Raw genomic sequence first — 20,006 nt, forward strand, 5'->3', positions numbered from 1 at the left:
TCCCCAAGGTCATTTTTCCGGCAAGCTAGAATTCTATTTCCTCTCTCGGCCCTTCCGAGACTGAAGGGGCTCTGGAATCGGCCACCCAGAGCATTCCGTCGATCACTTCCGCCAGTCCGGCCACCGTCGGGCGCTCGAAAAGGTTGCGAAGCTGCACGTCGACGCCGAAGGTCTCCCGCATGCGCGACACCGCCCGCATCACCAGGAGCGAGTGCCCCCCCAAGCCGAAGAAGTTATCGTCACGGCCGATCGACTCGACCTTCAGGAGATCGCACCACAGCCCGGCCAACGTCTTCTCGGTCTCCGTCGAGGGGGCGGCGAAATCCTGTGCAGGCTGGATGTTTTCCGCCGTCGGCTCGGGAAGCGCGGAGCGGTCGATCTTGCCGTTGGGCGTGAGCGGCATCCGTTCGAGGCGGACATAGTGCATCGGAATCATGGACTCCAAGAGTTCTTCGGCGAGGTGGGCGCGCAAGTCCGCCACGGTCAGGGGTTTCGACGAGACATAGTAGGCTACAAGTCGTGCGATGCCGTCTTCGGCCGCTGGCGGTTCGACATAGCCGATTTGGGCCATAATCTCCTTGATGCGGCGTACGTCCAGCTCGTCGTTGAGTTCGTTAATGGCTTCATCACGCGTCTTCTGGCCGAGACGCACATCCCAGCTGTAGGGAAGGGCGTAGTTGTGATGTCCCCGCTGCTTCTTATGAACGTAGATGCCGACATCATTGATGAGGCAGTTCGTGGAGCGTCCCGTGTCCTCAGGCCGATCCCACCCCGCCTGCGTCTTCAGGAAGTCGAGCATGTCCTCCAAAGAGACGCTCCAGTAGCGGTAGAAGTCGATGAACTTCACTTCCTCGAATACTGAGTCGTTGCGGAAGGCATCCACGTCGAGATAGCGAGACACAGCATCCTCGCGGCGGTGATACTCCTTGCGCGCCTCGGCGATGAGCGCGTCCAGACGGGCCGGATCGTAGTCGTCCCGCTTGAAGACCTCCTCGGTCAGGCGCGTCTCAAAGAACTGGCCGCGGGACAACCCAGTTACGATGTACCCGATCCCTCGTTCGCGGGCGACGTTCGTGGCCAGGGTGTAGATCGTCTTGAAGCAACCGTTGCAGACGTTCGCGAACCGTTTCAGGCTATCGACGAAGATCTCGTTCATATACGGCGTGCGTCCCCAGTGGTGATCCACGCCGAGGGAGTTCACGAGCCGCCTGATATTGGCCTTGGCTCCTTCCGAAATGAAACCGTTGTCGAGGGTGAATGTAAGCGGCTTTACCCCCATGGCGACGAGCTTGCACAGCATAAAACTGCTGTCTTTGCCGCCGCTCAACAGCACGATGCAGTCGTAAGGTCCCTTCCGGTTAGCCTGCATCTCCGCGATGAGAACCTGGAGGTCGTCCGACGTTTTGAAATAAGTCTGCGCCTTGTCGACATAGGTGTCGAAGGCCCGGCATAGATTGCAGACGCCTGCCGCATCGAATGTCGTGCCGGGCAGGCTGGACTCAACACCGCACCGTTCGCAATAACGCAGTTGTGTCGCTGGTTTCGCCACCAAGGTGGCGATGGCAGCGACAGCGCACTCCTGAACGTGCGGGTGCTTCAGAAGCCGCGCTTCGATCTCGCCCAGCTCGACACGCGCGCCACCAACCTTCACCTGATGATCAACGCGGCCGAGAAAGTCCAGGCGCCCCTCTGAGTTCCAGCGGGCGAGATCGCCCGTCCTGTACAGCCGCAGCTTCGAAAACCCATCTCGGGGATCGGTGGCCGTGAGGAAACGCTCGTCGGTCAGGTCAGGGCGATTGAAATAGCCTCTCGCGAGACCGTCGCCGGCAATGAACATCTCACCGATGATGCCGGGGGCGGTGGGCTGATGTGCCTTATTGAGGACGTAGATGCCCGCATTGGCGGCCGGAACGCCGATCGGCACCGATGCGGATTGATCCCGGTCGATGTCGAAACGGTGAATCATGCAGCCCACAGTGGCTTCGGTTGGTCCGTACTCGTTGTAGATCTCGATAGGATGGGGGATGGCTTTTGTGATATCGCGAGCCAACTCAGACTTGAAGTCCTCGCCACCCACGATGAACTTGCGCAGCCTTGTGGTCTCAAGATTGCGGTCGCGGATCATCGCGAGATGCGCCGGCGTCAGCTTCATGATGTCGACGGCATTGTCGTCGATGACCTTGAGCACGACCATGCTCTGGACTCCCGGATCACCAAGATAGACCACGATGCGGCCGCCGGTAATGAGTGGCGTGAAGAGCGTCGTGACGGTCAGGTCGAAGGCGAGGGATGAGAAAAGGGGCCATGCGAGACGTTGGCCGCAACTGTACACTCGAGCGGCCCACCAGATGTAGTTCACCAGGTTCCGGTGCTCGATCACGACGCCCTTCGGCGTGCCGGTCGAGCCAGAGGTGAAGATGATATAGGCGGCGCCGTCCGGAGTGGCAGCGGACGGTCGGGCCGAGTCCGGCAAATTCAAAATCGACCCGAAATCGGCGTCGAGCACGAAGATGTCGGCAAGGTTCGGGGAAATAGCGGATTGCAGGCGCGCCTGAGTGATCGCCACCGGCGCCCGCCCGTCGGTCCCGTTGGCAATGTCCTTCAGGATTGTTGCCAGACGACCCTTCGGCGTTGCCGCATCCACCGGCACGTAGGCTGCGCCGGACTTCAGGACGCCTAAGATTGCGACGACGACTTCAATGGAGTGCTCCATGAACACAATGGCAATCCGACCCGGCCCCACGCCGGTCGAGCTCAGATACGTGGCCACCTGGTCGGAGCGTTCGTTGAGCTGCTGGTACGTCAGCGTTGCGTGGCCAAAGCGGATCGCTTCAGCGTCAGGACTACGCCTCGCCTGGTCGCGGAAGAGATCGATAATCGTCCTGTCCGAAGGGTAGGGCGCTACCGTGGCGTTGTAGTCGACAACCAGCGCCTGATGATCGGCATCTTTCAGCAGAGGAAGCGCTACGCCCTCCGCCGCGATAGGTAGGACTTCATTCATGAGACACGCTCCCCATCGCAGAAATCAGAAGATCAAATCACGTCAATCGTTCAGCTTTTTGGATTGCTTGGCGATACAGCTCTGCAATGGCAGGTGCGTCCGGTTCCTCCAGCATAAGGGGACCGTTGCAGTCCTCGGGCCCGAAATAAAATTCGGCGTGGGGCGCCACTCGAAGCCATCGATGCGGTGCTGCCCCCGATCGCAGCCAGGCCTTATTCGGAAGGAATATGCATACTCGACCCGAATACGGAGTGGGAATGTACCGCCGCAAAGCCGTGATCGCCGTCGATTTGAGTCGAGCTCTGCTCGCCAGCACCGGATCTGTCGTGACAGGCTCTTTGCTTTTGCGAGCGAGGGTCACGAGGGCGCGGACGCGCTCGCCGAGATTCCGGAGGCGACTGCCGAAATATCGCAGACGGGCGCCGAATGTCGGCAGCTTCGCCATCTCTCGCAGGAACGAATCGGCGCTGCGCCTGGCAAAGAAATACAGCAGACGTGGCAATTCCTTATAGGTGGCGGGGTGAAGAGGGCCAAAAAGCGCTATGCATGGGACCTCCGCTCCGCGTTGACTCAGCATTTTCGCCAGTTCGAAAGCGGTGGCCGCGCCGGAGCAGTAACCGGCGATGATGTACGGACCGGTGGGCTGATATTCGACGATCTGGCGAGCGAAGTACTCAGCGATATCTTCGACGCGGTCCATCGGCTCGCTCTGCCCATCGAAGCCACGCGGTTGGAGTGCGTAAAACGGTTGATCGCCGCCCAGGTGCTTCGACAGGTCGGAGAATGAGAAGGGCGCCCCGACATGCCCGGGTACGGCGTAAATTGGCGTGCGTGTTCCGCCAGACTGCAGGGGAATGATCGCAGGTTGTTGCCGGGCCGCCGCCGTGGCCATATTCAGAAACGCGATAATCTCGCCCTTCCGGTCCCTCAACTGGTCGCGAAACTCCGCCGTAAGTGCGCCAACTGGGGCGTTACACCGCAGCCGATCGCCCTCCACCCAGATCTTGATGTCTTTGACCGCGAGGTCTGCGAGAAGCTCTGGGAATTGCATCACGTCCGCCGACATAGGCCATCCGATCACTTTCTTATCATTCACGACGGAGCCGATAGTTCCCGCGTCCCAGCTGCTCCAGCGCGACGGTTTCATCGATGAAACTGCCTCTTTCTCCGTACGCCCGGGACCTGTCAGTGAAGCGCCTGTCCCGTGTTCTCGACCGCGAAGTATGGGAAACAAGTGCGATTCGAATGAACTTGCGTGCAGTTCAATGGAATTGGTTGGGCTCCTCGTTTGTCCGCAGGGTATGGTAAGTGAATGATTGCATCGCGGACACTTCAATTCCGGACTACCACTCAATTCCGGACTACCACAGTCCCGATGTGCCCAGGTTTCGGTACGAACCTACGCACAGCCCAATCCCTTTCATCCCAAGAGAGGGGCTGTCCTAAGCCGCACCCCAGGGCCTTAGATACAGCCTCCAGCAGGGTCCAGCGCCGCAGGAAGCCTTCCAGCCGGTCTCGCGCACCAAGGGCGATGTAAGACCCATATTCGCAGGCGGAAAAGCAGAGCGCTGCGATCTCGTCCGCTTCGGGCACAGGGAGAACTGCCTCGATGTCCACCCCGACCTCCTGCCTGGTCGAGAGGGCGACGACTGCGACATCTCCGGATCGTGAGACGCTGAAGTGCAAATCGCGAGAAGGCATGCGGCGCGAGAGGTGGGGTTTGCCTAGGCGTCCATATTCTAGTTCGACCTCGGACGGGGAGATTCCCAGTTTGGAAGCAAGGACCCGCCGCAGCTGCCCACGGGTAGCGACAAACCGGCGGCGGTCCCGCTCCAGTCTCAATTCCTCGGCGCGCCGACGTTCCTCTCCGTTGAGGCAAACGCATATCTTGCGGATGACGTTCTGCTCCGCATCGAGCCTGAATGCCAGGACTTCCAAACCATCATTCTCGAGAACCGGCATTATGATCCCGGGACTCAGTTCGACTTTGTCCAAAAAGTTTGGAGGGAGCGGTGCCGTCTCCGCAAGAGGCTGACTGACGCTGAATCTGACAGGTCGAATTGATCGAGGCCCCGAGACAGCATGAAAATTCCAGCTCGCGCCCAATGCGCCAGGAGTGATATGTGGATTCCGATCAATGGGAGCGCTCATGCCCGCAAGTGCAATTCTTTCTATGAACGGCATCGCCATTCGTGCGGATTCCCTGATGAAACAACCACGTAAGGGCAAAAGCAAGGAGCGCCTGGTGGATATTTTGATGTACTGATGGGCTACATCAAAAGACCCGGACATGCTGCTGCGGGCAAGGGGTCTGCCGGAGCCGAAACTGCCAAATTTATCTTGCCGGATTCTGGCGCTCCAATGGTCATCTCCTGCTCTGACGAGCAAGGCTGCTGCGCCGGGTTTTCCAAAGAGCAGTTGCCTGGATGCGGAATTACATCAGATCAAAGCAATCTCCGCGCTTCGCTTGTGCGGCCGAGTGACCGCCTGGGCGATGGGCTTTTGCTGCTGGACGATGGAAGCCTCCCTGCCTGTCCGGCCAGGCTTCTATGCCTTATGAAGACTTGGATACAGGGGACGACGCGATGTCGCCGTCCGTAAAGATCCAATTCGGATTTCCTCTTCTGAGTAATTGACCGGTTCTGAACAGTCCGCATCGCCAGCCCCGTTCGAAACCTGCTCGGCGGTGGAGGCAAGCAGTTAGAGTAGAGGCGGGCGATGCGGGCCGCGATCGCGACCGCCTTTCCGACGAGCGTGGATTCGCCGCCCCCGGGCGACGCGCACCAGTCCCGCATTGTGGGCTTTTACGCAGCCGCTCGGGGACGATCATGTCAATCGGTGCCTGATCATCTCCTCAAGGTCCCAGCCAGACAGCGCGCCGGCCGCAGGGTTGGCGAACCGGATGACGCCGTGGACGTCGAAGGTGAGGATCGCAAGCTCCGTGGCGGCCGGCAGAGCCCATTATCGCCCCGCGCGCGATCTCGCTGCGGCGCAGCTCAAGCTGCTGCGTCACGAGCGCCGCGGCCGCTGCCGTGGACCTCGCGCTCCCGGCGTTGCATCACGTGGACCAAGGGTACTTATTACTGCACGGGCAGAAAGGCGGCCGAAAGCCCCTTATTCAACCACTTAATATGGTGGCTACGCGGCTACTTGTAATCTATGGCTCCAGCGGTAGGAGTCGAACCTACAAGCCTTTCGGCGCCGCATTAACGGTGCGGTGCGTCTACCAATTCCGCCACGCTGAAACATAGATAAGAGAGCCCGCCGCGCAGACTGGTGCTCTGATCCCGAAATTGAAAGGAATACGCGCTGTGCTTGTCCGCCACTACCGATAGTCCAAAGTGGCCAGCCCCGACAACGTTCACATCGCATAGCGTAGACAAATCCAACCTCCCCTTGGTCCTCGCCTGCCGAAGGGCAGAACCCGCCGCCCGATTGTCCAAGAACCTGCCCCCAATACTTGATATAAATGGCGGCTCCCCTGTTTCGGTCGACGCTTCAAGCGGCGGCCTGTTTCAGGCGAGCAGCAATGGTCCCTAGCACCCGCTTGGCACCGCGCAGCTGTGCCTCGATGCGGCGCTCTGGACTGTCTCTGCCTATTACGATCCACTTCATGGGACGCTCCGCATTAGCCAGGCGGGACTTGTGCCCGGCGAAACCTGCCAGAAAATCGTAGCCGCACTCCCCGCGTCCAATGCTGTCCTCAATAGCCAGCACATGGCTGATAAGCCCGGGCTTGAGCCGGCCATCGCGCTCATAAAGAAAGCCGCTTTGATAGTTGAGAACACGCCCGTCATACACGAAATTGTACAGGACCCCAACTGTCTGGTCCCCGGCCAACGTCCGTGAGATGCGGACGGTCCCGGTGGGAACGCCGCGCGAAATGAGCTCCTCGTGAAATCGGCGGAAGCTCGGGTTGGCAAAGGCTCCCCTGCGTCCCCATCGCGCCTGATGAAGCTCGGCGAGCAAATCAAACGCGGCGAGCGCCTCCGATGTCACTTCGACAGTCCGGAACGCAATGGGGCCGCGTTCCCCATATAACCGCATGGCACGGCTTACCGCTTGGCGAGTGCTGCGGCCCAATGTGGCCCGGTAATTTGCGCCTTTCTGGCGGACTTTGACGAAATCGATCCACCGTGCCGTATCTTCCGCTTTCACCTCGGTAAGGAGCCCGGACCGGCCCGCGGTGCGACAAGCGGCCAACTCGAAGTCCGGATCAATTCCGGAGAGCACCAGTTGGTCAGAGCGGCGCAAGCGATGCGCCAAGGCCTCGACGCATGCCACTCGAGTAGCATCGGCCAGGGATCGCTCCGCAAGAATATCGTTGTACTCGATGAACAATCGATCGAATCGAACATCTCCGGTTTCATTGAGCAGCCAACGTGCCCGCGCATGCCGCCCGAAACTCCACGCCCTCTGCCGGCAAATAATCGCCAACCCAACGATCCTGCTTGACGTCCGAGCGACTAGAACATGTGGTTGCGCGCCCCCCGGGAGATGCCGCAGCCAAGTTCCGATCCAGAGCCAGGACAGATAGAATGAGTGAGTTGCTCGCGCTTCGAGCTCCTTCCAATGGGTCTCGAGTATCCCGATGTCCGGCAAGGCCTCCACGGTAACGTGGATGACCGTATCCTGGCGCATGGCTTGTTCTACTGAAGCCACGCGATAGGGTTCCGCACCGATGGCTGAGACATCAAGAGGTCCTGATAGACAACCATCTTCCTGATACTTTTCGCATTGCGGCGGGAATGCCAGGAATGTCCTCGCTGCGCGCTGCTGTTCGTTCATGGAGCACTCGGGGTTTCCTGTTTGGAGAAGACTTCATGTCAGGAGGCGCCAAAAGTGAAGACCCAATTCTTGACTACTCACGGCGAGCTAGTCTGAGCCGGCTGGAGGAGTACGACCGCATCACGCGGCCCCTTTAGAGCGGCCATGACCAGCGAAGGCGGTTGCGAGGCATTGTCTCGAACCGCGCGGCTCGCGCTCTCATTTATAGCCGAGCAGGCGAATCCCCATGAGATGCCGAAGTACCGAATTCGTAGTGGGTCTCGATCGCCGCCGCCAAACTCCTTGCATGACCATTTCGAGCATGATCCCAATTTTGGCAGGAACGAGCACATTAACGGCCCCATGGCCGAACACCACAGCCTGCTTTCGAAGGCCAATCCCCGTAAACGCGCGTGACAGCTCACGATAGCTATATTCCTTCAGGTGGAATCCACATGCAACCTTGTCAAAGTACACCGAAATGTCGTGAGGACCCGTGACGGCGTTTGGAGTGATGCAATAGTAAGCACCGCCGGGTGAAAGAACACGATATACCTCAGAAAGCTGCCTTACTGCGTCGTCGGGGTGGAGGTGCTCCATCAACTGATCGCTGAACATAAAATCGAGACTGTTGTCGGCGAAAGGTAGATGAATACCATCGATCCTAACGAATTGAAAATTTGCAGGCTTCTCCCCAGGTGGCAGTAACGCGTCAGTCACGTCTATTGCACTTACTGAAGAGCAGTGACTGCACATACTGAGGCTAAGCTTACAATCTCCCGCCCCCAATTCGCCGAAACGCGCGCCTTTCTGGATAAGAGTTCTTAGAAGGGCGGTCTGAAGATCGACTATACGATCGTCTCTGTATTCATTCCTATTTTGGGGATGATCTTCAAGGGAAGTGAAAAGCTTGCCGTACACTTCAGCATAGAGGCTGAGCCGAGCGTCTTGATCTGAATTCAGCAGCTGAGCAGCCAGAGCTTTCTCGATTTGATAGTGCGCAAATATCCGCTCGGGCGTGCGCGAGTCGTGACAAAATTCCGAAATCTTTGACCAATCGCGCTTGATAGGCACCTGTGTCCCGTTCGATGTCATCTCACTGCACCTTTGTCAGTGATCCGAACTCCTGAGCGGAGGCGGACATGCTCGTTCATGAAGCGGTTCAAGCTGTCGGCGACGGCGCGTGGTCGTTTCGCTTCCCAATTCGTCCCGACGAGTTCATCTACGCAGACCAGCCATGCAGGCCAATCTCCTTGCCGGGCATCAAATTCGGACCGATCCTCTACTCCCTCACCACGCGGGAAGGCTCGACATCGTTGGGCTTGGACGCGGCCGGCAAGTTCTCGCCGGTCGGCGACGCGGTCGGGACTGGCGAACCGGCCGGCTCTCTTGGCGCGCGTTCGCCCACGATGATGTTGACGAGGTCGCCTGGCTGCAACAGGGTCATCCCGACGCACTCGATGCTGACCGGCCCGGCTGCCGATTGCCGCACGATTTGATAGGTTGCGGTGTTCGCGTCCGTATCAACCTGGACGCGGGTCACCGGCAACGTGTACAGGACGCCTTCGCTGGCGTTCAACTCGCGCACATTGGCAGCGATCTGGCTCTCCATGGTCTCGATCTCGATCTCCAGATCGTTCCTGAGGTCGGCCCGGGTTCGCAACACCTCAGACTCCAGCGAAGCGAGGCGCTGCTTGGCGCTTGCGAATTGGTTAAGAGCGTCCTGCCGACGCTGTTCCGCGTCGGACAACTCACTCTGGATCTGATCCATTACCGTCATGCTTATAACTTTGCGGTCCACGAGCGTGCGCATGCTGTTGACGCGCTCGTGGCGCAGCTTGACGAGTTCGTCGAGCGACTTCATGCGCCCATAAGCGACAACGTCCTGCTTGGCCGCCTCCAGCGCACGCAGGTTCGCGCGCTCGCGATCCTTGCGGGCCGTGGTGACGGCCTTGCGCCGCTCGCTCTGCTCGTTAACTAGGTTGGCAGCTTCGGTCGGGCCGGCCAGTTCCAGCAACTGGCGCGGAATAGTGGGTGTCGTACCGTCGCGCTCGGCCTTCAGCACCGCCGTGCGCGCCAGCAACTTCAACATGGCATCGATCGCCCCGCTCCGCTTCTGGGTCTCTCGCACGGTTTCGATCTTCTGCCACGGCTCGCTCTCGGCCCGGTCAAATCCGCCGGCCAGCGCGATCGCGTGCAGGATCGTCATGCCGGCCGCGTACTTGAACGAGCCTGGATTCTTGACCGGTCCTAGCACGTAAATGGGCGGGCGCTCCAGCGGCAGGATATTAACCAGTCCCTCGCGGCCCAGCAGTTGATTGAAGGTTTCCACCAGGTCGGCCTGTACCTGTTGTGTCGACCGGTTGGCGACCGAAATGGAGCCAAGCAAGGGCACGGAAATCGTGCCGTCCTCTTGGACAATATATTCGCCGCTCAGTTCCGGACGCTGCAGGATGCCGTGCAAGGCCGAGGACGCTCTCCCCCACTTGTCTTCCTCGACGTCGACGCGCTCGTAGAATGCGACCTTGAGCCGGTCGCCTACGCCAAACAGGGCTCCGGTTGGCATGCCCGCCTCGTTGAGGGTTTTGGGGCGCTCGGCGCTGGTGGGGACGGCAGGGATGACGCTCCGCTCGACCAACGGCGCGGCGGATGCATCCGGTCCCGTGCCGAGGGTTTTGGGGGGCTCGGCACTAGTGGGGACGGCAGGGACGGCGCTCCGTTCGACGAACGTCGCGGCCGACGCATCCTGTCCCGACACGATCACACGGGAGGGTTCGGCCGTGGCGTGGCCCGGCGGTTCTTGCCAGCTATCGATACCAGCAGACACCTTCTGCACCACGGCTCGGGAGACATCGTCGACCCTCTGCGCCACGGTTCCGGAGACATCCTCGATATTCTGCATCACGGTCCCGGAGACATCCTCGACCCTCTGCACCACGGTTCCGGAGACGTCCTCGATCTTCTCCATTACGGCTCCGGAGGCATTCTCGACCTTCTGCATCACGGCTCCAGAGACATCCCTGACCTGTGCCACGGCTCTGGAAACCTCTATTGCCGCTAAGTTTTTGGCCGCGGCCCCTCCCAGGGCGGCGACCCCGGAAAGCCCGAAGACAAGCAGGACAGGCCTCAATCCCCTGCCGTGGGCTGCCTGTGAGGAGGGAGTGACCGGCTCGGAACTGAATTTTCTATTCATGGCCATGGCGCGTGGCTTTCACTTCAATGGTGGCCAGCCCGTCCCAAAGTGGCGAGCATCGGTCGACGAGGAAGGCTCTGCCTTATCGTGTCCCTTCACCGCTAGCGGCACAACTATCCCTTTGTAGGCACTCCTTCAGGATAAACTCCCCTCCGGCGAACTCGTCCAATGACCAGATTGCTTCGCGGAAGGAGAACCTCTTTGATGGCAAACGGGACAAAGGCGATCGAACGCAACGAAGAGCCGGAAAAGTGGTCCGACGCAGCGTCTTGAACCGGGCGGCCAACATGCATTCGCAGAATGGCTGGCCGTCTCCAACTTCGTCCAAGCCCTGGAGAACGAGCAGATGACGGTTTCCGGCTCCGATCCTTCCGCTACGTCGATGACCTGATTGACGGCTCGACTCCTCTGATGAATGAAGTGGCGACCTCGACAAAGCCGTCAATCTTGACAGCCCCATCGAGGTAGCAATAGCAGAACTGGCCCGCCTCACTCATTCTCTCGCAGGATCTCACCAGGCTGCCTGCCAAAGGACTTCCCCGGCAGCGCTGCCCGATATGGGCCGGCCCCGGGCCGCCCGAGCCAACTCCTCTATTGCTCATCGCAGGTGCAACGCAAGGACAGACCCGGCAGACCATCGCCCATTTTGATGGCCGGAAGGCAACCGTGCTTGCGTGCTGTGGTGTGCGCTGCGCCACATCGTCCTGGTCCACACCCAGTCGCCACTGCCAGCTGTGACACGTTGCTCCTCAAGCTGCTGAGGTTCGGGCGCTGGTCAGGATCAGCGCGCGCCGCCTTGTCCTTGGCCTGTGCCCTCATCCCAAACTGGCCCACGGCGCGGCCCCCTGGCCCCCGTGACGCCGCGCCGCCCGCGCCAGCGGGCAGCAGTAGTCACGGCCGACGGGAGATCAAGGCCCGGCAACCTTTGCCGCGCACGCATCCGGCCCAAGCCAGGGCTCGCACTTTGCCGCGCACGCATCCGGCCCAAGCCAGGGCTCGCACCCCTCACCAAGGCCTCAGGTTTAGAATCCGGGGTAACCCTCGACGAAGCTACGCTACGCCTAAAGAGGGTGTTCTTGTCTAGGGTTTTCCTGGCGTAAGGTAAACATGGTCAAAAAAGAAACTACGCGAGGGAGCGCCTTGCGAGACGCGGGTACCCCAATCGCGTCAAGGGAGGTTACAATGGCAACGAAATCCTTGGTGACCACAAGATCTTTTGTAACAGTGCTTGTCAGTCAAAGCGAGTTACTCCGAGAGGGTCTTGTTCTAATTTTGGATGCAGCAAAGTTTCGCGTTCTGTTCTCTGCACCTTGTGTTCACGACCTTCTGCAGAAGCCGCTACCCACGCATCGGTCCATCTTGCTCATCATGGATGTCGACGATTCTGATACGGATGCTGGATTCGCACAAATTTCGGAATTTAAAGGGATTTATCCCACCAGCCATGTCGTTGCGCTAGCCGACCACTGTCGACCGAACGATATAGTTTCAGCCCTTCGTGCGGGGGCTGACGCGTATTTGACGAAAGTTGCCGCTCACGACGCCTTCATCAAAGCTCTCGAATTAGTTATGCTAGGACAAACGGTTCTACCTGCAGAAACTTCAACGTTTATTCAGGACATAAGACATGGTCTGAAATATAATTCTGTAAATGAGGTTGCAAATTTGGCTGTGTCAGAGGAGAAGGCAGAGCGAGAACCATCAATGTTGTCAATTCGGGAAGAGTGTATTATACGTTGCTTGATCGGAGGGGATTCTAACAAAACAATCGCGCGCAAGATTAACATCGCCGAAGCGACGGTGAAGGTGCACGTGAAGGCCATCCTTCGAAAGATTCGGGTAGGTAACCGTACGCAGGCTGCAGTTTGGGCGATGAACCATGGTATGCTCAGTTCCGCTCCCGGCAATGGGTCGTCAGGGGACCGAAAAGACGGCTATCTAGCCTTGTCACCATCTTCAAGAGCTACTTGAAGCACAAAAGGAGTACCACCTTGTCAAGAACACTCATCCGATGTGACAGCCTCCGCGCTTGACATATGATCCTTCGCGCCGAGGCTTTCTCGCTCCGGAGGCCAAAATTCTTTAGCAGTATGCACACATTCTCTCGCAAACAAAAAATCGAGGCCTTGAACTCACCGGGCGATCTGCTAACAATTCGTCTACAGCGGACCGGCAAAAGACATCTACAAGGAAAGACAGTACAGAACTGGCGATTCAAGCCGACCGTTCTTACTTTCCCTTTTGAGTTGAGGGATTCATTCAAAGTGGGCGAAGCAAAAATTGCTCATGGATTTTCGTTCAAAAAAGCCCGGATCGGAACGGTCGAGGGCGGAGAATCTGGGGTTCTGGTGTGGAAATGGGACCAACTGGTCGCGGTCCTTACTCAGATCGACGAGGAAGCCTACTCCACGAAGGGCAAATGGTTCCTTGAGACAGGCTTCGGACTGCTGAGCGGGCAGCACAAGAATTTCGATACGATCGAAGAAGCCATAAGTTGGGTGGCCAGACACAGTTTCCCCGACATTGCAGAGGGATCGGCGGATTCAGCGGCAGGAAGTTAACCTGCCGACTTGGCGGAAGTCGCGCATTTCCCTCCACCCAAGGCGGGCCGTCTTACTGCTTGGGATAGGCGTCAGCCAGAGTTCCCTCCGCGAGGAGATCGTTGACCTTGTAGGCGACTTCCGTGCGGTTGGTCGCCTTCAGCTTCTTCATGATATTCCGGATGTGGACCTTCACGGTGCTTTCGCGCAGGTTCAATTCGTAGGCGATGATCTTGTTCGCCTTTCCGCGTCGGAGCGCTTGGGCGACCTCGGCCTGCCTAAGCGTGAACATGCCTGTTAAAGGCTGAGTGTCGCGGCTGCCCGAACCTATCAGGTGGCGCATGCAAAGGACACTGCTCGCCGGGACGAAGATGCCTCCCGCTTTCGCAAGGTTGATAGCCTCGACACAGACATCGATTCCGACCGAGCTCGGAATGTAGCCGCGTGCGCCGCATTCGAGAGCGGTCAGTATGTGTGCAAGGTCTTCGGTGTCGGCCAGGATAACCACCGGGACTGATTTGAACTCGGACGAAATACGCCTAATCTCGTCTGCGGTGCCATGATCGGTGACCTTCCGGCCGCCCAGGTTGAGGAGTATGACTGCAAGGGGAGGGGCCGAGCCCTTCTTCACGCGCCAGTCATCGATCGAACCCATGGCGGCGATTTCCATGCCGAGGTTGTGGTCCGCGAGGGCCGATGCGAGACACACGCAGTCAAGGGCCCTTTCGTCCAGGATGAGGAGGCACCCCCTGCCTGCTTGTCGGTGGACGCTCGTTCCGCTGGACAGAATTCCTGACCGATTGGCCCAAGTGTAACTATGCCGTCCTGTTGTGGTGGAACCCATATCAATATCCGCTTCCGCTCTTTTCCACACAAGCCGCCCTGCGGCTGCCAAAATACCCCCATTTCTCTCGGAGCTGAAAGTTTGAATACCGCCTTGTTTGAGTTCCTTTTGGATGAATACCCAGCCCTTGTGAGAGCGTGAGGCTACCCCAGCTCCGTGTCTCCAGCAGTTCTTCGCCCCAACGAGAACAGCTTGTGCAGCCTACAGAGTATTTATAAGCGTTCTCTAACATAAGTTAATTTTCGGTAAATTTCTCGCCAACGGTCTCGCCTGAGAGGGCACGTGTCGAGGCAGCGTCACCCCGCCTTGAAGGTCCCGCGAGTTCGATCGTGACGCGCGGGACTGGCGAGATTCAATCTCTTGGCCGCATGCCAACCGTTGAAACGATTCCAGCCAACCCCAGCCCCAGGAGGCATTCGAAGGAGGATCGGCAGCGCCTCGCGATTGTAGACGAGAATTCCTGAAGGTGAATATTGGCAGGGCGCAGTTCGTGGCACCGCACTACCAGTCGTTCGGAAAACATCATCTGGAACGCTCCAGCGACGGAGCACTGTCGTCTTCCAGCAGAAAATTTGCTGAGGGCCGAGGCGTTGGCGCACAGCACCGCCCGCAGGGGAGGCGATGCGAACGCCCGAGGCAGAGGGAATAACCTTTACCTGAGGTACTCGCTGTCGAACCCGGCTATTTTGACCAACTTCTTGCGGTTGATCACCTCTACATGGCCTGCCTTGAAAGCGACGAGATCGGCCTTGCGGAGTTCCCTCAATGTCCGGTTGAGGTGAACGGTGGTCATTCCGAGGATGTCGGCCAATTCATGCTGGGTAAGGGGGCACTCATATCTTCCATGGGCCGACAGGCCAACGATGGAGAGCCTCTCCTCCAACTCGAGCAGGAAATGGGCGGTGCGGCTCATCGCGTTCCGCCGCCCGGCATTCATGAGATGTTCGGCAAGGATGGCGTTCAGTCGGGCCAGGGAGCAGACGATCTTCTTAGCGAGGCGACCTTCCGACAAAATGGCCTCTAGCAGCTTTTTGCTGGAAATTTCATAAACAGCCAGTTCGGTTATGGACGCCAGGGACGCTAAACGGGGTCCGTCCACGGAACGGAAACCGACAATGTCCCCGCGCAGAGGAGTGTCGATGATCTGCCGTTCTCCGTCCAGTAGTCCGCGATAAAGGAGAGCCCAACCCGATTTTACGATGAATATCCCATCGTTAGGGTCATCTTGATGGCATATCACCGAATGGGGTTTGTAGATTTTTGCGGTCACACCGAGAAAATCGTTGTTCCCCCAATCGTTCTTCGACAATGTCCCCCCTACGGGATGCGAGCGTATGAAGTGCAACAGTGTCTGCATGTTGCTTCAATTTCCGCACAACCTAGAATAATTGCTCCCGGCGAGTTCGACACAACGACCACTGACGGTAGAGGCGGGCTGGCCTACTGTCCTCGTCTGTTTGAATGAGGTAGACTGCATTTAGATCAAAGGGTTGCAAGCAGCAGGTGGTTAAGTCTTCCGGCTTGGGCGAGACGATCCACGCCAAGGCCTGCTGCAGAAGTGTGGTACCGAGGACCGTATGGCGGGCCATCTCGACGCGCGTGCCGTCGTGCATAATGACGGATGTCGCGGGATCATTTGCGCCCCGGTCGTGAGGAAATCCCGCGGACAGGCATTCGCCCGCAAACGAGGCCTCGGAAGACTGCTCCTCCTGAGCAAGCTGTGCTGGCGACGTATGGGACAGTTAACTCAGGCCACGCTGCGGATAAGCGTGCCACCAAAAAGCGATCCAGCGCCAACCGAAGATTGCCTCGCGTACCGCCAAGGGCAAGGACGCCGGAGTGAGCACGAATCCAAATAGCAAGTAACCGGGACATCAGGTCCGCCGCCCGGAGAACTTAACAGCGGCCACGCTCGCGCCTATGGCGTTATCATGGAAGGTCGGCGGCAGCCGGTCAGACCTCAGGCCGTCTCAACACGAGCTGGCTATGGCTTTGCAACCGCCATCGCGACAATGAGCGCCATTAAGTAAACAGCGCCTCTTCTTGTAAATGGCTGCCTAATGTGATCCTACCAGACTTGCCGGTCATACCAGTCGTCAATATCCTGCCGAACACGGTCCTTTTCGATACCATATCGTTCCTGGATCTTGCCTTCGAGCTGATCGCGATTGCCAGCGATGCGATCAAGATCATCATCGGTAAGTTTACCCCACTGTTCCTTGATCTTACCCTTGACCTGCTTCCAATTTCCTTCGACGCGATTCCAGTCCATGACAGATCCTCCGTTGTATCACACAAAGCGAAACGGTCGTCTGGCCTGGGAGTTCCGGGACGAAGATCTCTGATGTTCAAGTCTCCTGTTGGGAAGGTGACGGCGCCAATTAGGAGATGGTGGGCCTTTTGGGTACGCGTCGACCTCCCAGACGAAGGCCCTTTCCTACACGTCGCCAGGTGATGCAGCGCCGTGGGCGAACGCAAACACGAGCGGAGCGTGACGTGTTGAGCGAGAGTAGCACGGCTGTCCTGCGCAAGATCATCCAGGTCGGAATAATCCTCCCAGGCCTTCGGGCCGCTAGGCCGCCCCGCGGTAGTGACATGCCGGATCCGAATACATGGGCTCTTCGATACCCTTGCCGGGGAACTGGCACCACGCGCGTCGCCGGATTGAACCGGAAGAGTCCGGCCGCGTTGTCTGGTGACTGGAATGGCAATTGTTGAAGATGGAAATGGCGAACACTGGCACAACGCGTGGACGCAACCAGGACCGGGTAAAGGGTCGCTGGTGGGCACGACCACGACATGAACTACGAGGCAAGCAAAACCGGCGCCAGCAAAGCCGACCTCAAATCGGCGGTGAAGTCGCTCGGCAACGATCGCAAGAAGGCCGAAGATAAGCTGGGCAAGGAGTGAGCCTGGGCCGCACAGGACGTCGGCGAAATTGGCGACAAAAGCTCGAGGTTCAGCGAAGGGGCATAGGCCACGTTGCCCTGTGCGCCGACTGCCGCCAGTAGTCATGAGAGGGCATTCACATGACCCGCATCGCCACCTTTAATGTGAACGGTATCAACGGCCGACTACCTGTGCTCCTGAGGTGGTTGGGCGAAACTGACTACAACATTGTGTGCCTGCAGGAATTGAAGACGTCAGACGACAAGTTTCCTGCCGACGCGATCAGGGAGGCGGGCTACGGCGCGATCTGGCACGGTCAGAAATCCTACAACGGTGTTGCAATCCTCGCTCGCGGAATCGAGCCGATGGAACGTCGACGCGGCCTGCCCGGGGATCCCGACGATACCCACAGCCGCTATATCGAGGCCGAGGTGGATGGGATCGTCGTGGGCTGTCTTTACCTGCCCAATGGCAATCCAGCGCCTGGCCCAAAGTTCGACTACAAGCTGCGCTGGTTCGATCGTCTCATCAGCTACGGCCAGCACTTGCTCGAGGACCGGGTGCCAAGTGTTCTCTGCGGCGACTTTAACGTCGTTCCAACCCCGATCGACGCCGTGGTGCCGAGCCGATGGCTGGGCGATGCGGTCTATTTCCCGCAGAGCAGGCAGGCCTATGCCAAAATGCTCCAAGCTGGCTGGATAGATGCCGTGCGGCGCATCCATCCGGAGAAGGGCATCTACACCTATTGGAACTTCTCTTACCGTGGCGGCTACGATCGGAGTTCCGGCCTGCGAATGGACCATCTCCTGGTGAGCCCCTCCCTTTCCGACCGGCTGCGCAATGCTGGCGTGGACGTCGAGCTTCGCAGGTGGGAGAAGCCAAGCGACCATGCGCCGGCCTGGATCAAGCTCAATTGACTGCGAGGAATACAAATGGTCGAATTGGATGACCACGTCGATCAACAAAATCTCTTTGTGTGTGGGCGGCGGGAGGAGTCGAGCGGGGGAACCGCCAACCAGGATAACCTAGGGGCAGCTCCGCTCCTGCTGCACCAGGTTCATCCAGTATATGCGTTCGCCGACATGCCACTGAACAAGCTTTGGAATATCGGGGAGTTATTCCCCGGCTGCCAAGCCACGGATGGCAAGGAAGCAAAGATCGTGACTGGTCTGGAACAGTCCGAGGCGAAGAGCACTGCCAGGAAAGCGGTCCGGCCTTGACGAAATTGGACGAAGGCCTGCGGTTTGGACCGCTTCGTGAGCGCTGGGTTCACCTCTGTGTCGACATGCAACGGATGTTTGCCGAACCGACGCAATGGCACACGCCGTGGATGGAGCGCGTATTGCCCAATGTCGTCGCCCTCGTCGAATTGGACCCGGCGCGGACGATATTCACCCGGTTTATTCCCCCTCGATCTCCCGACGACGTTGGCGGCGCCTGGCGACGGTACTATCAAAAGTGGAAGACAATGACCCGCGATCGGCTTGATTGTCAGCTGATTGATCTTGTTCCGGAACTGGCGCGCTTCGTGCCGCCCGCTTTGCTTGAGGACAAACCAGTCATGTCAGCTTGGCACGGATCACTGCATGCTCGCCTGAGGTCTGCGGGCATTGATTCACTCATCGTGTCGGGCGCGGAGACGGAGGTTTGCGTGCTCGCCTCTGTGATGGGAGCGATCGATCTCGGCTACCGGGTGGTCATCGTCGCCGACGCGGTATGTTCCGGAGCTGACTCGACCCACGATGCCATGCTCGCGATCTATGAGAGTCGCTACGGAATGCAAGTCGAGACGGTGACCACCGCCGACCTCCTGGCCGCGCGACTGGACGGAATGTTGTGACATCAGGAGGACCTCTGCGCATGACAGAACAGGAAATGCTTATCCAAGCGTTGGGCGTCACTGCGAGCTTCGACGTCGCGCTGGTAGCGCGCCGGCGCATGTACTTTCTCAGCACCTATCTGCGTGCATCGGGCTAAGCACCTTTGTGCTGGGGATCAGCGGCGGAGTGGGTTCACTCACCGCCGCTCTTCTGGCAACGCGCCGTCGTTCCTGGCCGTTCGTCTCCCGTACGGGACCCAGGCGACCGAGCATGATGCCCAGCGGGTCTTGGACACCATAGCGGCGGATTAAGTGCACCGGGTCGACATCAAGCCGGCTGCCGACGCGATGCTGGATTCGATCAAGCTGGCTGGGGTCGAGCTTGGCGATGCCGGCCGCGAGGATTTCTTGCTTGGCAACATCAAGGCGCGTCAACGCATGATCGCCCAGTTCACGCTCGCCGGCGCCACGCGCGGGCTGGTCATCGGCACCGACCATGCGGCTGAGGCCTTGATGGGTTTCTTCACCAAGTTCGGTGACGGTGCCGCCGACATTCTTCCTCTTTCCGGGTTGAACAAACGCAGGGTTCGCGCCTTGGCAGCGCATCTGGGCGCTCCGCCTGAACTTGTTGACAAGATCCCGACCGCCGACCTGGAGAACCTCGTCCCGCTTCGGCCTGACGAAGATGCATATGGTCTCACATACGATCAGATTGACGACTTCCTAGAAGGCCGGGAAATCAACGAAGTGGCGCGCAGGCGGATACTTCACGCGCACTCCAGCGCAGCCCATAAGCGAGCGCCTCCGGGTCACAACGAGTGCCATGACGAGTTCGACATTGGCGCATCGGTAATAGTCGTCTCAACATACGCGACCGATGGGCTTAACTTCCGCTGGAGCGATGCGTTGCTCTTTCGCTCTTTCCGCCCCGCATGCGGTCATGCGGTCGAGAG

15 protein-coding genes, 1 tRNA gene and 1 pseudogene are annotated in these 20,006 nt (G+C 58.8%); 7 read left to right on the forward strand and 10 right to left on the reverse strand.

Features of this window, described 5'->3' with window-relative positions; translation table 11 throughout:
* Positions 1-25: 25 nt before the first annotated feature.
* From NKI79_RS20200 to NKI79_RS20230, 7 genes are all read right to left on the reverse strand, one after another.
* Positions 26-3,001 (reverse strand): amino acid adenylation domain-containing protein, encoded by a 2,976-nt coding sequence (locus NKI79_RS20200; protein ID WP_352803741.1) that lies wholly within the window; start codon positions 2,999-3,001, stop codon positions 26-28.
* 37 nt (positions 3,002-3,038) lie between these two features.
* Positions 3,039-4,148, reverse strand: coding sequence for a thioesterase domain-containing protein (locus NKI79_RS20205; protein ID WP_352803743.1), 1,110 nt, complete (start codon positions 4,146-4,148; stop codon positions 3,039-3,041).
* Positions 4,149-4,351: 203 nt separating this feature from the next.
* Positions 4,352-5,191: a 4'-phosphopantetheinyl transferase family protein gene (locus NKI79_RS20210; RefSeq protein WP_352803746.1), complete on the reverse strand. Its 840-nt coding sequence runs from the start codon at positions 5,189-5,191 to the stop codon at positions 4,352-4,354.
* 970 nt (positions 5,192-6,161) lie between these two features.
* Positions 6,162-6,246, reverse strand: a tRNA-Asn gene (locus NKI79_RS20215).
* Positions 6,247-6,499: 253 nt separating this feature from the next.
* The gene (locus tag NKI79_RS20220) at positions 6,500-7,789 is read right to left on the reverse strand and encodes a GNAT family N-acetyltransferase (RefSeq protein ID WP_352803748.1); all 1,290 of its coding nucleotides are present in this window, start codon (positions 7,787-7,789) and stop codon (positions 6,500-6,502) included.
* Between the two features lie 198 nt (positions 7,790-7,987).
* Complete coding sequence (locus NKI79_RS20225; RefSeq protein WP_352803751.1) at positions 7,988-8,863, reverse strand: class I SAM-dependent methyltransferase; 876 nt, start codon at positions 8,861-8,863, stop codon at positions 7,988-7,990.
* A gap of 187 nt (positions 8,864-9,050) precedes the next feature.
* Positions 9,051-10,769, reverse strand: a complete 1,719-nt coding sequence (locus NKI79_RS20230; RefSeq protein WP_352803753.1) for a polysaccharide biosynthesis/export family protein — start codon at positions 10,767-10,769, stop codon at positions 9,051-9,053.
* Between the two features lie 1,374 nt (positions 10,770-12,143).
* On the opposite strand from NKI79_RS20230, the gene NKI79_RS20235 reads away from it, so the two are divergent.
* Both NKI79_RS20235 and NKI79_RS20240 read left to right on the forward strand, forming a co-directional pair.
* Positions 12,144-12,932 (forward strand): LuxR C-terminal-related transcriptional regulator, encoded by a 789-nt coding sequence (locus tag NKI79_RS20235; RefSeq protein ID WP_352803756.1) that lies wholly within the window; start codon positions 12,144-12,146, stop codon positions 12,930-12,932.
* A gap of 293 nt (positions 12,933-13,225) precedes the next feature.
* The gene (locus NKI79_RS20240; RefSeq protein ID WP_352478583.1) at positions 13,226-13,522 is read left to right on the forward strand and encodes a hypothetical protein; all 297 of its coding nucleotides are present in this window, start codon (positions 13,226-13,228) and stop codon (positions 13,520-13,522) included.
* Between the two features lie 52 nt (positions 13,523-13,574).
* Here NKI79_RS20240 and NKI79_RS20245 read toward each other — a convergent pair whose 3' ends face one another.
* The 3 genes from NKI79_RS20245 to NKI79_RS20255 form a co-directional block, all read right to left on the reverse strand.
* Positions 13,575-14,345 carry a LuxR C-terminal-related transcriptional regulator gene (locus NKI79_RS20245; RefSeq protein ID WP_502909831.1) on the reverse strand — a complete coding sequence of 257 codons (771 nt, stop codon included), beginning with the start codon at positions 14,343-14,345 and terminating at the stop codon, positions 13,575-13,577.
* A 652-nt stretch (positions 14,346-14,997) separates the two neighbouring features.
* Positions 14,998-15,654 carry a Crp/Fnr family transcriptional regulator gene (locus NKI79_RS20250; RefSeq protein ID WP_352803759.1) on the reverse strand — a complete coding sequence of 219 codons (657 nt, stop codon included), beginning with the start codon at positions 15,652-15,654 and terminating at the stop codon, positions 14,998-15,000.
* A 759-nt stretch (positions 15,655-16,413) separates the two neighbouring features.
* Complete coding sequence (locus NKI79_RS20255) at positions 16,414-16,617, reverse strand: CsbD family protein (RefSeq protein WP_352478587.1); 204 nt, start codon at positions 16,615-16,617, stop codon at positions 16,414-16,416.
* Positions 16,618-17,144: 527 nt separating this feature from the next.
* On the opposite strand from NKI79_RS20255, the gene NKI79_RS33285 reads away from it, so the two are divergent.
* The 5 genes and pseudogenes from NKI79_RS33285 to nadE all read left to right on the forward strand — a co-directional run.
* Positions 17,145-17,255 (forward strand): DUF3606 domain-containing protein, encoded by a 111-nt coding sequence (locus NKI79_RS33285; RefSeq protein ID WP_502909832.1) that lies wholly within the window; start codon positions 17,145-17,147, stop codon positions 17,253-17,255.
* Between the two features lie 119 nt (positions 17,256-17,374).
* Positions 17,375-18,151 carry an exodeoxyribonuclease III gene (gene xth / locus NKI79_RS20265; protein WP_352803762.1) on the forward strand — a complete coding sequence of 259 codons (777 nt, stop codon included), beginning with the start codon at positions 17,375-17,377 and terminating at the stop codon, positions 18,149-18,151.
* 15 nt (positions 18,152-18,166) lie between these two features.
* Complete coding sequence (locus NKI79_RS20270; RefSeq protein ID WP_352803765.1) at positions 18,167-18,454, forward strand: hypothetical protein; 288 nt, start codon at positions 18,167-18,169, stop codon at positions 18,452-18,454.
* Complete coding sequence (locus tag NKI79_RS20275; RefSeq protein ID WP_352803767.1) at positions 18,451-19,074, forward strand: cysteine hydrolase family protein; 624 nt, start codon at positions 18,451-18,453, stop codon at positions 19,072-19,074. Before NKI79_RS20270 ends, NKI79_RS20275 begins: the two co-directional genes overlap by 4 nt.
* Positions 19,075-19,094: 20 nt before the next feature.
* A pseudogene (gene nadE, locus NKI79_RS20280) lies at positions 19,095-19,860 on the forward strand (NAD(+) synthase); the annotation flags it as partial.
* Between the last annotated feature and the right edge of the window lie 146 nt (positions 19,861-20,006).

Origin of the sequence: Mesorhizobium sp. M0340 (genome assembly GCF_040321535.1) — a bacterium.
GTDB lineage: Bacteria > Pseudomonadota > Alphaproteobacteria > Rhizobiales > Rhizobiaceae > Mesorhizobium.